Here is a 13,474-nt window from a genome sequence, read left to right as displayed (position 1 = left end):
CGGGGCGCCGATGCCCGGGCATTCCCGAGGCCGAGTCACTCTGCCACAGCCGGTCGTCGCACCTCCAGAGACCGCACCCGACGCCAGTCCAACCCGGCAAACAGGGCTTCGAACTGCGCCCGGTTCAGCGTCATGGCCCCGTCGCGGATCGCGGGCCAGGTGAAGGTGCTTTCTTCCAGTCGTTTGTAGGCCATCACGAGCCCACTGCCGTCCCAGAACAGGATCTTCAACCGGTCGGCCCGCTTCGAGCGGAAGACAAAGACGGTGCCGGTAAACGGGTCCTCGGCCAGCGTCGACTGGACCAGCGCCGCCAGACCGTCATGCCCCTTGCGGAAGTCGACCGGCTTCGTCGCCACCAAGATCCGCACGCCCTGCGAGGGCATCAGCATGGATGCGCCTCCAGCGCATGGACGATCTCGGCAATGCGGGCCGCGGGGATGTCATGCGCGAGTTCGATCACGACAGCACCCCGAATGATCCTGATCGGGGCCGCCTGCGATGCTACCTTCGGATGCGCTTCCTCCTCGGCGACCTCGCAAACGACGAGAGGTGCAAAGACAGGTTCCTCGACTTCGGCCGCAGGCAGCACAAGCTTGCCTTGCTTGGCCTCTCGTCGCCAAGCCGAGAGCTGATTGGGCAGAATGCCAAACCGCTCCGCCACGGCATTCACCGTGGCACCAGCCTCCAGGGTCATCGAGACAGCCAAGGCCTTTGCCTCATCCGGCCAACGGCGGTGACCCGACGCATAGATCTCGACCCCCAGCGATTTGAGAAACGAATTTGTAGCGCACATTGCGAAACGCACTCCCCATCATGAGATGGAGATCACCTCGCAGCCGAAGCCATCAGCAGCAACGTGGGGTCCAGACGGCGCTTACTCCGCTCACGCTCCGGCAAACACAAATACGGTTTCCACGCGCGGGGCGCGCGGACCCTCCGCATTTGTGTTTGCGGACCTCCCTTGCCCCCCGTGCCGGGTGATCCCTATCGCAAAAAGGAGAGACCCAAATGACCAACCACTACGTCGCCACCGTTCCCGTCAAGTTCACCGACAACGACGGCAATGAACGCACCCGTTTCCAGCGCGTCGGCGCGATGTTCCGCAACACCCGCAACGGGGACGGCTCGGAGTTCTTCAGCCTCAAGCTCGACTTCCCCGTCGCGGTCCAGGAGCTGGTGATGTTCCCGCCGAGCTCCAAGGAGCCGCAGGAGTAATCCTCCCACGAGGATGGGCCGCCCTAGGGGCGGCCCTTTCCCGGTTTCAGGGAAGGCTGCGCCAGGACCGGGAACCCCTGCCTTCGGCCGGTGTCCCCGGGAGGGTGGCAGGACCGCGAGCGGTCCTGACGGGGGATATCAGAGATTGCCTGGAACAGGTCTGCCGGTCAGCCTCAAGGGGGCCATCCGGAATAACAGTCGGGCTGCGCCCGCCGGTTTTTCCGGCAGAGATTTGGCGGGCCAAATCTGGCCGCCCTTGACCCTGTCCGCCAGCCCCGTCGGTGAAGAGATGCGCCGCCCCTCGCTTCCGTCCGAACACGGGTCCGTGTTCGGCCAGACCCTCGGGCGCGGGCATGACAACGGGCGGCCGAGGTGCGGTTGGAGATGGTTGGGTTTTCTGGGCCCTTCGGGCCGGGCCTCACACCTGTGGTGCTCGGCTCGAAGCGGAATTCAAGGTCGCCAGGGGGGCAATCTACAATAATATTGCATTGACCTCTAAATATAGTTTCGTATGATGAGAGCGACCTTGAATGAAGGTGGCAGGAAATAGGGGGGCTTTCTTCGCATGAGCCGGACCAAGAGACTGACACAGACGGAGCGGGCGGAGATTGTCCGTGAGGCCGGAGAAGGTGTGGGGACTTCCGTGCTCGCGGAGCGGTTCGGGGTCACGCCGCGGGCCATCCAGTACACGTTGAAGGCGGACGAAGAACGCCAGAAGGATGCGGCCGTGGCGACGGCCGCGGTGACGGTGAAACTGACCCCTGAAGAGCTTGGGGCGCTGGATGAGGTCCTGGCGGCGGCGGGGATCGAGACCCGCACGGAGGGGGTCCGGCGGCTGATCCAGGCGGCGGGGGGAACCTTCGTTCCGGACGCGCAGCTGGCGGCTGAGATGGCGCGCTACCGGGCCTCCCTGCACGAGGTCGGCAACGGCGTGGTGCAGATCGCCAAGCAGATGGTGAAAGCCAGCCGCGCGGAGCAGGGCGAAGGCTCCGCAGCGAACGCAGAGTTGTCCGAATTGCGCCTCGCGCAGATGCGTGGGCTGGCGCGGTTCATCCTTGATTCCGCTGACGAGATCGATCTGCTGCTGCGCCGTCGTCGGGATGGGATGCGGCTCGCCGCCACTGCCGCTCTGAGGGAGTTCGCCCATGCGGCTGAATGATGCCGTCCATGACGTCACCGGAGAGATCTTCCGGGATGGCTGGAGCCGCATCCGGGGCTCGATGCAGGGGCTGCAGGCGTCCCGGCAGAGGCAGCTCGTGCGGGCCGCAGCTGGGCATCGTGCAGCGGTCTTCAAGGCGATCCGTGGCGGTGGCACGCATACCAAATCGCAGCTGATGAACCAGCTCGATTACCTCACCACGAAGTCCTCGCATATCGTGGACAGCAGCGGGTTCCTGGATGGGAAGACGAGGCTTGAGGGATCGGAGATCAAGGACCTGACGGAGCGGTTCGCCAAGCGCTGGAGTGCGGGGTTCAAGCCCAAGCTCGGGCAGACGACCCACATGCTCATGTCCTATCCGATCGGCACTCGGGGTGAGGATGTTCGTGACATCACCGCCAATGTCGCGGAGCGGTTCTTCCAGTCGGACGAGGGGCATTTCGACTACATTATTGCCGTGCATGAGGACCGGGACCATCCGCACGCCCATATAGTTTTGAACCGCCGATCGCAGGAGGGAGAGTTCTTCTTCCTGGGCCGGGATCACCGGTTCAACTACGACGATTTCCGCCTCGCCATGGTCGAGGAAGCCGAGAAATTCGGCGTGCGTCTGGAGGCCACGCGGCGGCTCGACCGAGGTGTCGTGCACTACCCGCCGCGCCCCCGCGAGGTCTATGCGGCCAAGGTTGAGGGGCGGGCCGCGGAACCGCGGCCACGGGTCGGGGCCGATCTTGATCGCGCCCTCGAAGAGATCGCCAATACACGGATCATCTATCACTCGCTTGCCGCCGAGGCCTCTGCGGACAACCGCGAGGACATCGCCGATGCGCTGTTCCGGTCCGGAGAGCTTCTGACCAAGGGCGGCAAGCTGAATTTGGAAGGAGGCATCTACATGGCAGAGGAGCAATCGTTCGAGGATCTGCGGACCCGTTATGCCGATCAGGTCGCGCGCGTCCAGGGCATGATTGATGCGAAGCCGGAGACCGAACGGCCGAGGCTCGAGCGCAGCCTCAACGAGATCCAGTCGCGGCTCGCGCATATGCAGCCCTTGGGGCTGCGCTCCGTGACACTGACCGAGAAGCCCTCGGAGGGCGGGGTCTATTCCGAGACCAACATCGATGCGGCGCGGCTCGACCGGTTGCGCGACCCCGAGGTGCGGGCGCAGGTCGACACCGCGCTGCGCGGGACCGGGATCAGTTCGTCCGTCGTCGTCGCGCGGATGGAGACGGGCGCGCAGAACGCGGCGCTCGAGCGGCAATGGATCGCTGACGATCTGGCGCGGGTGGCGGAGAGGGACGGTCTCAACCTCGAGCGCCGCGCGGATCTGGAGACGGCGCGCGAGACCCTCAATCGGGCCCATGTCCAGCTCGGTGTCGCGCTGGAGCGGGCAGGGGTCCTGCGCGAAGACGGTGTCGTGGAAGATCGCACTGTGACGGAGAAAGTCCATTATCATCGGGACGCCACTGAGGACATGGAGCGCACGATCCGCCAGGACATGCGTTCGGAAGGTCTGACCGAAGACCAGATCGAGGCGCGGGAGTGGGAGATCGTCTCCCGCGCGGAGCGGCGTATCGAAGAAGAGCAACGCAGCTACCTCGATGCGCATCCCGAACTGCTCGCGCGCCCGGGCGACGTGATCGACCGGTCCGAGCCCTACCGGGAGCGCATCACCGACGAGGCCCGGGCCCGCGAGATCACCCGCGAGGTTGACCGCATCATGGAAGGTCGCGACGCGCGGACCCCCGTTGCGGATGCCGTCACGGACGAGTTCCGCGCGCGCTATCCCGATATGCCGTCGCATCTCGCCCGCGGGCTTGGCGCGACCTATGCTTCCGTCACCGATCTGCGCGACACCGAGGCCCTCAACCAGGTCCGCCGCGACAACGAGTTGCGGGAGGTGGCGCTCGACCTGCGCGACGGGCGGCTTTCGGACGCGCGCGAGGGGGACGCTGTCGAGGGGGCACCGATCGCCGATCCGGACATCCGGCGGGTCGTCGACCATGAACGGGCCGGCAATCTGCAGTCGCCGTTCCAGGATGACGGTCAGCGACTGACCTACCGCGACGCCGTCGAGCGCGAGCTCGACGCGGCGCAGATCGAGCGGCTCCGGGACGGGGATGTCGACGTGCTGAAGTCCCAGATCGAAGACCGTCTCGACCGGCTCTACGCCGCCAAGACTTATCTCCAGTCGGACGCGGCCACCGCCAACAGCGAGGCGACCCGTGTCGTCGTCGAGGAGATCGCCGACCGCGAGTTCGAGCTCCACCGCGCCGATCTTGTCGACGGCGAGACCGAGCGCGGGGAGACGCACTGATGGGAGGGGTGGGGAAGGGCCGCCTCGCCCTCGGCGTCGCGCTGGTCACACTGGTCGCTATCGCGATCGGCTATGTCATCGCCTCGGCCGTCGTGACGTTCCGGGATCTGGGTTTCCGGGCCGAGATCGACTTCTTCTATATCGCCCAGAACTACCGCGCCATCGGGGCCGCCCGCCCCGATGATTTTCGCCTGATCAACCTGATCATGGGCGGGGCCGGGGTGGCGGGCCTCATGATGAGCCTGGCGATGTCGGGCTCGGCCCTCACTCGCTTCGGCTATACCCATTGGCAGACCCGGAGGGAGATGAAGCGGAATGGCTTCTTCGGCGCGCCCGGCACCGGCTTTGTCATCGGCAAGCTGGGCAAGCCCAACTCCCGAGCACCGTTCCTCTGCTCCCGGACCTTCCCGCACGCGCTCATCGTGGCGCCGACCGGGCGCGGCAAGACCACCGGCTTCGTCATTCCGAACCTTCTGAGCTGGCAGGGCTCGGCGGTCGTGCTCGACGTGAAAGGCGAATGCTTCGAGGCCTCGGCCCGCCACCGGGCGGCACAGGGTGACGCGGTGTTCCGCTTCGCGCCCACGGATTGGGAGGACAGGCGCACGCATCGCTACAATCCACTCTTGCGCATCTATGAGCTCAAAGACCCGGCCCGCCAGCAGATGGAGCTGCAGCTCCTGGCCACGCTCTTCCTGCAGAACGACAACGACCGGGTGCAAGGTCTTTTGAAGGGCGGGATCGATCTCTTCGTCGCGGCCGGGCTACTCGCGTTCCAGCGCCGCCGACCGACGCTCGGGGAGATCTACCGCATCGCCGCTTCGGGCGGGCAGAAGCAGAAGGAATATCTCGCGCGCGCCCACGAGGTCCAGAACGCCGCGGCGCGGCTGATATTCACGCGGCTGGCCTCGACCAACAACGACACGCTGACCTCCTATGTCTCGCTCCTGATGACGTCCGGCTTGGACCAGTGGCAGAACCCGGCGATAGATGACGCGACGGCGACCTCAGATTTTGACTTCCGGACGATCCGCAAGAAGCCCTTCAGCGTCTATCTCGTCGTCCAACCCCTCATGGTGAAACCGCTGGCGCCGCTGATCCGGCTCTTCTTCTCGGACCTGCTGTCGGCGCTTCAGGACAAGGAGCCGGGTCCGGACGAGCCCTGGCCGGTCATGATCATGCTCGACGAGTTCAATCGGCTCGGAAATATGCCGATCGTGGCCGAGAGCATCGAAGTGCTGCGCGCCTATCGCGGGCATCTCGCGGTGGTCACCCAGACCATCCCGGCCATCGACGAGATCTACGGCGAGAACACGCGGCGCGCCTTGCAGGGCAATGCCGGGATCAAGCTCTACCTGACGCCCTCGGACGAAAAGACCGTCGAGGAGTTGAGCAAGGCCGTCGGCAAGACCACGAAGACCGTGGTCACACGTTCCCGCGCGGTCGGGAAGAACCCGTTCGAAGGACGCAGCCAGTCCGAGCGGACAGAAGAGGTCGCACTCCTGCCGGAAGATGAGGCGCGACGTCTGCCGCTTGATGAGATTGTGGTGGTCGTGGACGCGCAGATGCCGGTCCGGGCGAAGCGGGTTGTTTACTACGAGGATCCGTTTTTCAAAGGCATCCACGCGGCGCAGGAGGGGGATCTGCCGTTTCCTAAAGGCCCAGTTCCTCCGATGGGGGAATTGCCTCTGAGTGTCCGGGCGATGCCTTCGGCTCCGCGTGGGTCAGGTCTGACGGAACGCGATTTTGAGGCCAGGATGGGGATCACGGAACCCGGTGGAAACTCACCCATTGATCCCGGTTCGGCTCAAGCGCCTCGGCGCGGTCGCGCCGCTGTTCTTGCGGACGATCAGCGGCAGTTGGAGATGGAGTTCGGGAGGCAAGCAGATCTGGAGGTGGTGGCTGCGACAGAAGACGATGTCGTCCGGGTACAGGACGCCGTGAGTGATCTCGAGCGGTTGGAGGCGGAGATGTCCGGCTCGGAACCACATGTCGGCGAGGCGGGCGAGAAATTCGGGCTTGGCTAAGCCGCCATGCGGGCGACACGAAAGAATGTTGCGATGGCGTCTTGTGGCCACGCCCTTGAGTCGACCATTGTCACGGGTGAAGAAAACCAGGATCGTCGCGCTCTGGTCGAGGGGCTCGCTCAATCGTCGCAGGGTCGATCTCACGCATCGTCAACTGAGCGTTCACCCTGCGGGCCGCGGGGCCCGCACGAAACCACTTCGCGGCGGAAGCCAGGTTAAAACGCGGACGACGCTGCCCCTTTGCCGGGTTTGAGGCCTCCATCAGAACCTCGATCATTTCATCGATGCGGTAGAGGCCACCCGCAACTGGGAGGGGCATCTTGCGCTGCTGGAGCGCCTGTCGCTTCACCTCGAGCTTCTCGGCGACATCCGCGAGAGACACCAGGTCGGGACGGACCTCGCGCAGGACTGTGCCGTGCGGCAACGCCTTGATCAGCGCCCGCGCCGCTTCAAGGATCGCGCTCTCGGCCTCATCCCCTTCAAGTTCCAGTTCTACACCCAGCAGACCGGCGTGACCGGTACCCACGAGCGCATCTTCAAAACCCGCCTCATAGATGGCGTCGGAGAGCGCAAACGCATCGTGCTCCCCGTCGGGGAGCGCAAAGACCAGTTCGAATTCGAATTCTTCAGCCATCGGATTTACCTTCGTCGTTCTTCTGAAGCTTTACGCATGCCAGAGCCTTCTGTCGGATCCTTTTCGCGAACTGCTGTGAATTCTTCGGGGTCGACCAGACAGACATCTGACAAAACTCGCCACAGCGGCAATCCTTATCGTTGGCCGGGCATCGGAGGATCCCCCACGCGTGCCCTTTTCCCTCAATAAGGTCCCATCCCAGCTCTTCGAGCTCTTGGATGACGGCCTCGATTTCCTTTGATGTGTGCTTCTTCCTTGGCACCTTAGATACTCCACCCTCTTAAATTGTCAAGTGACAAGTTAAAAATTCAACGAGAACATCGCGGCAATTTACTGCCCGTTACCGGCAATTTCCCAAAGGAAGCTTGCCGTCAAATGCTTTGATGTAAGAAGGGGATACAGGATAGACGTCCCAGACAGCAACACCGGCGCGGATGCCGTTCCACTTCACCCGGACATGGCAAGATGGTGCCAAGGTAAATCCGTTCAGGCAGTTTGCCGTGAGCTCTGCTGAAGGCAAAGGTATGGGCTCGCAGAGAACATGTTCCCGCTGGTGAAGCCTTTGACGGTCAATGCTACCTTCGGCCCAGCCTGCTTAGGCGGGCCAACTGTGCCAGCATTCGCGCACCTGTGCTGCTCGAACCAGTGTCAGGGTTCGTCGGAACGGTTTGGCTAACACCCGGCCTCTGCGGCATTGTCTGCACCCCGAAGAACTGCCGCGCACGAAGTGCTGCGTATTCTGCACCACTTGCCCCACCAATCAGATACCGATTGTAAGCTTGTTGGCTGCCCCCAAGCGCCCGACCGAACCCGTAGGCTCCACCAAGGCCTGCCGAGAGTGCTGGCATCATGATGTTCCCCGAGATGGATCGGACAATGAACGGCGTGGCAATGATGAACCCTTTGGCCATGAGTACCATCATGAAGAAGGGGATGAGCGCCCCGATATTGGAAGCGCCCTCGGGATCGCCGAGTTCGCCGATGAGCGCGGCGCTTACACCGGTGATCGTTGCGAAGACACCGGCGACAACAATCGGATAAAGCGCGAAGGACACCAGCGCCGAAAGCCAGCGGGCGAAATAGTCCTTGGTCACCTCGAAGAGGGTGAGGAAGATCATGACCGGCGCGATCCCGATCAGGAGCGCGATCATCAGCCGGGATGCCACGAGAATAAACGCCGCGAGCCCGCCAAGGATCGAGAGAAGTAGCACGCCAAGAACGTCAAGCAATGCACCAGCCATCCAGTTCAGTTCTGAGCCAGCAGCGTTCAGGTATTCGCCAAGCTCGGCGATCAGCCGGTCGAATTCCTCGGCGAAGGTCCCCGACGGTCCGGGCGTGCCGCCGCCGACCGAGGCGACAAGCGATCCGGCGATGCTGTCGATTCCGTTCAGCACGGCGGAAGAGAAGGCGTTGAACTGCACCCAATTTGTCGCGAACACCCCTATGAGGCCGACCTTCACCGCGAGCCAGAAAGCAGTGCGCCCGTCCATGGCACGGTACTGGTAGATCATGTTCACACAGACCAGAATGACCACAAGCGTCGTCCCGAGAACGAGCATAGTGCCCACCGTTGCTGCCACCGCGCCAAACTGGGTCTCGGCTGCGGAATCCAGGTAGCCTTGCGAGGTTTCGACGAAGTAGGTGACGACGCTCATAATTCGCTACCAGTTGCCCTCGGCTTCGCAGATTGCCATCGCTTCCGGTCTCACAGCGTTGGCGCGCCGGTTGTACCTGTCCGAAGCCTCAAGCATCTTCCAGCGTTCGGCGGCGGCGAAGCGCTCGAGAAACACGGTTTCCGCAGCTTCCCAGCTTGGAAAGCGAATGTCGCAGGCGCAGGAGCCTGCTTCGACGATCCGTTCCAGATTCTGAGCCCGATAGATGTCTTGGACCAACACGCGTTTGTAGGCCTCTCGCACGCCGATGTTTTTCATCCAGTCCGGCTCTGCGGGCCGTTCAGTGCAGACATCCGGTTCGCTGTCGAGGGACGGGACGAAATTGCTCTCAGCGGTTGCTGGCAGTCCTGGAACTGCAATCAAAAAAGCAATTAGGGCGGCCCTCATGATGTGCCGCCTTCGTAGGGAATGGCGCGCTTCAGAAACGCCGTATGCCCGATATTCGCGAACTCTGACGAGCTGACCGATACGACTTCCCAGCCTTCTTTCCCACGTGCGTTCAGATCGTCCTGCATCGCGATCAGGCTGGTTTTCTTGTCCATCGGATAGGTGATGATCTGGTATTCAAACCGCTTCATGGGTCATGCCTCCGCTGAGATCGGTTCCTGGGAGGTAGAATTCGGTGATGCCGCGTTGGCCGTCCTCGCGGCCCGCCTGGATGATCACATCGATCGAGCTTTCGATGTATTGGACCATGTCCTGGTAGGCCATCGGGATCTCGGTCTTGAGCGCGGCGATGGCGAGACGCTGGACGGCGAGCTGCGGGGTTTCGGCATGGAGGGTTGTCATCGAACCGCCATGGCCGGTGTTGATCGCCTCGAGGAAGGTCATGGCCTCCTTTCCGCGGACCTCGCCGAGGATGATCCGGTCGGGCCGCATGCGCAGCGTCGCGGTCAGGAGCACGTCGGCGGACTGGAATTCAGCGTCGCGGTTGGCGATCAGGGTAACCGCATTCGGCTGAGCGGGGAGAAGCTCTGCGGCTTCCTCGATGGTGACGATCCGTTCCTCATCGGGAACGTAGGAGAGGATCTTGCGCGCCGCGACGGTCTTGCCCGTCGAGGTGCCGCCGGAGACGATCATGTTGAGCTTGCTCTCCACGCAGAAGCGGATGGCCGCGTAGATGTCACCGGCGGCAACGACCTCGCGCAGCGCGCGGTTTTTCTCCTGGCGCAGTTCCTCGAGCTTGCGCTCTTCGCCATAGAGGAAACGTGTTGAGAGGTCGATGCTCTGGGCCAGGGCCGGTTCTGCCGCAACGATGAGGAGAGCGGCAAGGGTGATCAGGGATTTCGTCAATGGCTTCATGGGGACGCTCCTTCCAGCCGGTTGAAGACGGCCAGCACCCGCTGGACGTGGTTTTGGGTTTCTCGGTAAGGGGGAATGCCGGAATGCTCGCGCACGGCGTCGGGCCCAGCATTGTAGGCGGCCAGCGCAAGACGAGCATCGCCGAACTCCGTCAACATCAGGGCGAGGTAGCGCGCGGAGCCATCGAGGTTCTGCCGCCAGTTGTTGGGATCAACGCCAAGCGCACGGGCGGTGTCAGGCATCAACTGCCCGAGACCGACCGCCCCGACATGGGAGACGGCGTTCGGATTGTACGCACTCTCGATCTCTATATTGGCGCGATAGAGGTGGAGCCAGTCCGTGACTGTGATATCGGCTGCACGGAGCCCAGGGTGGCTCGCGTAGCGCAGTCCGGTCTCCTCGATCGCGGCGAGGATATCCGGGCGTGGTGTGAGCGCGCGAGGGGCCAAGGCCGCGATGCGCACCCCTTCACGTCCCTCGGAGCGGCTTTCTTCGCCCAAGATGCGCAACCCGTCTGAGGTCGAGCCAACGCCGACCCCGTCATTGTAGTTGCGCGCGAACCGTTCCTGGGGGCGTGACGGCGAAAGAGAGCCGTCCCCCGCCATCACCAGGACCATGTCTGCCGATGCCGGGAAGCCCAGGGAGGAAAAGAAAAGGAGGCTAAGCCCGGCTGGCAGCCATCTCTTCGCTGGAGAGCTTGTGAACCGTCCGCTTGCCCTCTTCCAAGGGCACGTCGGCGTGTGAGAAACCGATTCCTTGCAGGAAGGAGATGACCCCGGTGACGGTCTTGATTTCGCGGATCTTGATGTCGTTGCGCGAGGTCCGGGTCCTGGCCGTAACCAGAAGTTTCTCGATTCCGTCGTCGCTGACGGCGCGCATGATCCAGACCCCATGCCAGTTGGGGCCTTTCTTGAAGGCGTCTTCCTTGCAGACAACTTCGACGCGATAGCCGCTGGCGACCAGATCGCGGAATCTGGGTTCGGTGACCACATTCGGGGCTTCTTTTTCTAGGTCCATCACCCGGATCACGTTCTCCAATAGGGCGAATGACCGGGCTTCAGGTGTTGAAGCCAAGTCATACGATGATATAGTATTGACGCACAAGATAAACTTTTGATGCGACAAGCGTATTCTTGCTCAATTAACGAATAGACAGTTCCCATGCATTTGATCAAGAAAATATGGGGTTTAGACGCCCTCAGGTTGTGCGTGTCGGCCATGACACAAGCTATACTTATGGTCGCGTGCCTTGCGGGCGAAGCCTTCGCCACGTCCTGTTTGCCGCCGCCCAGGCCGTTCGTGCCGAGCGATTCCGAAGTCGCGCGGGACTATGCCGATCTCATCCGCAGCGACTTTGAACTCTACATCCAGGACATCCAAAGCTACTTTCGGTGCCTTGAAGTTGAGCGCGCCCGGGCGTTCGAAGAGGCGCGGGAGGTGAGCCAGGACTACGGGCGTTTCCTGGAGTTGATGGACGAGTGAATTGGCCGCGACCTTTTCGAAGGGCCGCCGTCTTGTGATAACCGTCCGTATCGGCGGCGAGCAATTCGGAGTCTCTATCATCAAGTAAATACCCATTATCCACTTTTTAGATAATCTATAAAGTAGATTAGCCCTGTCACAAGAGGTTTGTGACACGTGGCGAAAACGATCAGGAGTTCGGGACATGAGGCACTTCGCGACGCTTTGATTGCGGCGCGGAAGGTGGCTGGTTTAACGCGGGCGGAGCTCGCTTTGCGTCTGAGATGTCACCAGTCCTTCGTCGCCCGTCTGGAAAGCGGAGAGCGTAGGGTCGACGTGGTTGAGTTGATCGTACTCGCTCGTGCTCTGCAGATCGATGCGGTTACGCTATTGGCGGCAGCCGAGGCGGCGACGGAACTCGATCACCGGATTTAGGACGAGGCGATTGGCTTGTCGCCTCGGACGGTATGACGAGATCAAGCCCCGGTGGGACCGAAGGGCAATGATAAAAACGAATTGTTATGGGGCGCTGCGATGCACGGTCTTTGGTACAGGTTTGGCGCAGAGGCAAACGGCTCAGTAATTCACCTGCTCGAACCCGTAATTGCCCTCGTAGTCGCGCCAGTCGACGAAGACCGAGCGGTGATAGATGGAGGGACAATGATCGCCCCAACGTTCCAAGCCGACATGGGCCTCGGGCAACGCCGCGACGGACGAACGAGACCAGGAAAAATCGCCCTGGATTCCATAGGTGCCGATAAGGACGGATTCGTAACGGCTGCAATCGCTGTCACGGGACTCGTTTTGGCGTGCGTAACGCACATCGTAGACACGGATAGAACGGACGAAATTGAAGTCCGGTCCACTAATGTCGATGTCTGCGCGGTCCTGGATCAGATGCAATGCGAACCCGTCAGGATGGGGTAGGGGGTGGACACCTTGCGACCGCAGGACGACGGGCAAGAGGGTGTCAGCTTTCTCGGGGTCAGATTCCGCAAGGCTCTGAGGCAGAGGAGCAGCGTTGGAGAAGAGGATGTCAAAGACACGCGGAGTGCGACCGGGACCGTCTTCAGGTTTGAAGGAGGCCCCCATGGGGCAACGCCAGATCTGCAGCGGGGGCTCGACAGGCCACGGCGTGATCCGGCGGATGAACTCTGCACGCGCCCGGGAGCAGGGCTCTGATGCCGGCCAGCCGCCGGAGAGGCAGAGTAGGATGGCGCAATCGATCGGGTAGGTCTGGGCCGACGCATTGGTCGAGGCGCCGAAGAGGGAAGCCGTGCTCACAATCGTTGCGAAGGCAAAATGACGAAGAAAACTGCGCATGACGAGGAACTCAGTCGGCTGACGGTCGAATCTGCACCCTGCAATAATATACTATTGTTTGGGGGTCAATTTGTCTGTCGCTATTATTCCGCCGATCGCACATGGAGCGACTATTATGAGATCGTTCACCCGCGCGACAGCTTTTCCAGGAAGCGTGTTACCTCATCCGAAGTAACGGCCTGTGCAGCTGCAAGCATGTCCGGGCGCAGAGGTGGATCGATGTGGTCTGCGGTGCGGGCGGCGCCGATCCAGAGGATCGACAGCTCGGACGTGTTCCACCGATAAACCCAGCCAACCGTCCGGTTGATGCGACTACAGATCAGTCGAGCGACCGGAGCCGCTTCTTCCTTGTTAACACTCACTGGTTCT

At 62.2% G+C, this 13,474-nt stretch carries 17 protein-coding genes; 6 read left to right on the top strand and 11 right to left on the bottom strand.

Features of this window, described 5'->3' with window-relative positions; all coding sequences use genetic code 11:
• Nucleotides 1-35: 35 nt before the first annotated feature.
• Both tnpB and QNI11_RS26295 read right to left on the bottom strand, forming a co-directional pair.
• Nucleotides 36-389, bottom strand: coding sequence for an IS66 family insertion sequence element accessory protein TnpB (gene tnpB, locus QNI11_RS26300; RefSeq protein WP_259969301.1), 354 nt, complete (start codon nt 387-389; stop codon nt 36-38).
• The gene (locus QNI11_RS26295; RefSeq protein WP_283983825.1) at nt 383-706 is read right to left on the bottom strand and encodes a transposase; all 324 of its coding nucleotides are present in this window, start codon (nt 704-706) and stop codon (nt 383-385) included. The genes tnpB and QNI11_RS26295 overlap by 7 nt, the downstream gene beginning before the upstream one ends.
• A 302-nt stretch (nt 707-1,008) precedes the next feature.
• Here QNI11_RS26295 and QNI11_RS26290 point away from each other — a divergent pair, with 302 nt between their 5' ends.
• The 4 genes from QNI11_RS26290 to QNI11_RS26275 all read left to right on the top strand — a co-directional run bounded on the left by QNI11_RS26290 (nt 1,009) and on the right by QNI11_RS26275 (nt 6,712).
• Nucleotides 1,009-1,215 (top strand): hypothetical protein, encoded by a 207-nt coding sequence (locus tag QNI11_RS26290; protein ID WP_283984009.1) that lies wholly within the window; start codon nt 1,009-1,011, stop codon nt 1,213-1,215.
• 565 nt (nt 1,216-1,780) lie between these two features.
• On the top strand, nt 1,781-2,374 hold the full coding sequence (locus QNI11_RS26285) for a transposase (protein WP_283984008.1): 594 nt from the start codon (nt 1,781-1,783) through the stop codon (nt 2,372-2,374).
• Nucleotides 2,361-4,688, top strand: coding sequence for a relaxase/mobilization nuclease domain-containing protein (locus tag QNI11_RS26280; protein ID WP_283984007.1), 2,328 nt, complete (start codon nt 2,361-2,363; stop codon nt 4,686-4,688). The genes QNI11_RS26285 and QNI11_RS26280 overlap by 14 nt, the downstream gene beginning before the upstream one ends.
• An 8-nt stretch (nt 4,689-4,696) precedes the next feature.
• On the top strand, nt 4,697-6,712 hold the full coding sequence (locus QNI11_RS26275; protein ID WP_283984029.1) for a type IV secretory system conjugative DNA transfer family protein: 2,016 nt from the start codon (nt 4,697-4,699) through the stop codon (nt 6,710-6,712).
• A 70-nt stretch (nt 6,713-6,782) separates the two neighbouring features.
• Here QNI11_RS26275 and QNI11_RS26270 read toward each other — a convergent pair whose 3' ends face one another.
• From QNI11_RS26270 to QNI11_RS26235, 7 genes are all read right to left on the bottom strand, one after another.
• Nucleotides 6,783-7,346: a hypothetical protein gene (locus QNI11_RS26270; protein ID WP_088652941.1), complete on the bottom strand. Its 564-nt coding sequence runs from the start codon at nt 7,344-7,346 to the stop codon at nt 6,783-6,785.
• 575 nt (nt 7,347-7,921) lie between these two features.
• Nucleotides 7,922-9,001 (bottom strand): type IV secretion system protein, encoded by a 1,080-nt coding sequence (locus QNI11_RS26260; protein WP_088652943.1) that lies wholly within the window; start codon nt 8,999-9,001, stop codon nt 7,922-7,924.
• 6 nt (nt 9,002-9,007) lie between these two features.
• Nucleotides 9,008-9,406, bottom strand: coding sequence for a hypothetical protein (locus QNI11_RS26255; protein WP_088652944.1), 399 nt, complete (start codon nt 9,404-9,406; stop codon nt 9,008-9,010).
• Nucleotides 9,403-9,597: a DUF4177 domain-containing protein gene (locus QNI11_RS26250; RefSeq protein WP_088652945.1), complete on the bottom strand. Its 195-nt coding sequence runs from the start codon at nt 9,595-9,597 to the stop codon at nt 9,403-9,405. Before QNI11_RS26250 ends, QNI11_RS26255 begins: the two co-directional genes overlap by 4 nt.
• On the bottom strand, nt 9,584-10,321 hold the full coding sequence (locus QNI11_RS26245) for a CpaF/VirB11 family protein (RefSeq protein ID WP_373418477.1): 738 nt from the start codon (nt 10,319-10,321) through the stop codon (nt 9,584-9,586). Before QNI11_RS26245 ends, QNI11_RS26250 begins: the two co-directional genes overlap by 14 nt.
• Nucleotides 10,318-10,938, bottom strand: a complete 621-nt coding sequence (locus QNI11_RS26240; protein ID WP_088652953.1) for a lytic transglycosylase domain-containing protein — start codon at nt 10,936-10,938, stop codon at nt 10,318-10,320. The genes QNI11_RS26245 and QNI11_RS26240 overlap by 4 nt, the downstream gene beginning before the upstream one ends.
• Nucleotides 10,939-10,981: 43 nt before the next feature.
• On the bottom strand, nt 10,982-11,338 hold the full coding sequence (locus tag QNI11_RS26235) for a hypothetical protein (protein ID WP_028093938.1): 357 nt from the start codon (nt 11,336-11,338) through the stop codon (nt 10,982-10,984).
• A 144-nt stretch (nt 11,339-11,482) separates the two neighbouring features.
• Here QNI11_RS26235 and QNI11_RS26230 point away from each other — a divergent pair, with 144 nt between their 5' ends.
• Together QNI11_RS26230 and QNI11_RS26225 are read left to right on the top strand one after the other, a co-directional pair.
• The gene (locus tag QNI11_RS26230; protein WP_233152354.1) at nt 11,483-11,803 is read left to right on the top strand and encodes a hypothetical protein; all 321 of its coding nucleotides are present in this window, start codon (nt 11,483-11,485) and stop codon (nt 11,801-11,803) included.
• 156 nt (nt 11,804-11,959) lie between these two features.
• Nucleotides 11,960-12,217 carry a helix-turn-helix transcriptional regulator gene (locus QNI11_RS26225; protein WP_283984006.1) on the top strand — a complete coding sequence of 86 codons (258 nt, stop codon included), beginning with the start codon at nt 11,960-11,962 and terminating at the stop codon, nt 12,215-12,217.
• Between the two features lie 141 nt (nt 12,218-12,358).
• Here the strand turns inward: QNI11_RS26225 and QNI11_RS26220 are convergent, their stop codons facing one another.
• Together QNI11_RS26220 and QNI11_RS26215 are read right to left on the bottom strand one after the other, a co-directional pair.
• Nucleotides 12,359-13,105: a hypothetical protein gene (locus tag QNI11_RS26220; RefSeq protein ID WP_189658333.1), complete on the bottom strand. Its 747-nt coding sequence runs from the start codon at nt 13,103-13,105 to the stop codon at nt 12,359-12,361.
• 125 nt (nt 13,106-13,230) lie between these two features.
• Nucleotides 13,231-13,467 carry a hypothetical protein gene (locus tag QNI11_RS26215; protein WP_154664377.1) on the bottom strand — a complete coding sequence of 79 codons (237 nt, stop codon included), beginning with the start codon at nt 13,465-13,467 and terminating at the stop codon, nt 13,231-13,233.
• Nucleotides 13,468-13,474: the final 7 nt, after the last annotated feature.

The organism is Sagittula sp. MA-2, from assembly GCF_030126985.1.
GTDB lineage: Bacteria > Pseudomonadota > Alphaproteobacteria > Rhodobacterales > Rhodobacteraceae > Sagittula.
Note: the sequence above shows the minus strand (reverse complement) of the source record. Positions and strands in the feature narration are given on the sequence as shown.

What these genes read in the sequence shown, in the direction of transcription:
- QNI11_RS26255 (WP_088652944.1), bottom strand. Translation starts at nt 9,406, where the DNA reads ATGAGGGCCGCCCTAATTGCTTTTTTGATTGCAGTTCCAGGACTGCCA.
- QNI11_RS26260 (WP_088652943.1), bottom strand. Translation starts at nt 9,001, where the DNA reads ATGAGCGTCGTCACCTACTTCGTCGAAACCTCGCAAGGCTACCTGGAT.
- tnpB (WP_259969301.1), bottom strand. Translation starts at nt 389, where the DNA reads ATGCTGATGCCCTCGCAGGGCGTGCGGATCTTGGTGGCGACGAAGCCG.
- QNI11_RS26235 (WP_028093938.1), bottom strand. Translation starts at nt 11,338, where the DNA reads ATGGACCTAGAAAAAGAAGCCCCGAATGTGGTCACCGAACCCAGATTC.
- QNI11_RS26270 (WP_088652941.1), bottom strand. Translation starts at nt 7,346, where the DNA reads ATGGCTGAAGAATTCGAATTCGAACTGGTCTTTGCGCTCCCCGACGGG.
- QNI11_RS26250 (WP_088652945.1), bottom strand. Translation starts at nt 9,597, where the DNA reads ATGAAGCGGTTTGAATACCAGATCATCACCTATCCGATGGACAAGAAA.
- QNI11_RS26220 (WP_189658333.1), bottom strand. Translation starts at nt 13,105, where the DNA reads ATGCGCAGTTTTCTTCGTCATTTTGCCTTCGCAACGATTGTGAGCACG.
- QNI11_RS26230 (WP_233152354.1), top strand. Translation starts at nt 11,483, where the DNA reads ATGCATTTGATCAAGAAAATATGGGGTTTAGACGCCCTCAGGTTGTGC.
- QNI11_RS26245 (WP_373418477.1), bottom strand. Translation starts at nt 10,321, where the DNA reads ATGAAGCCATTGACGAAATCCCTGATCACCCTTGCCGCTCTCCTCATC.
- QNI11_RS26280 (WP_283984007.1), top strand. Translation starts at nt 2,361, where the DNA reads ATGCGGCTGAATGATGCCGTCCATGACGTCACCGGAGAGATCTTCCGG.
- QNI11_RS26290 (WP_283984009.1), top strand. Translation starts at nt 1,009, where the DNA reads ATGACCAACCACTACGTCGCCACCGTTCCCGTCAAGTTCACCGACAAC.
- QNI11_RS26285 (WP_283984008.1), top strand. Translation starts at nt 1,781, where the DNA reads ATGAGCCGGACCAAGAGACTGACACAGACGGAGCGGGCGGAGATTGTC.
- QNI11_RS26240 (WP_088652953.1), bottom strand. Translation starts at nt 10,938, where the DNA reads ATGGTCCTGGTGATGGCGGGGGACGGCTCTCTTTCGCCGTCACGCCCC.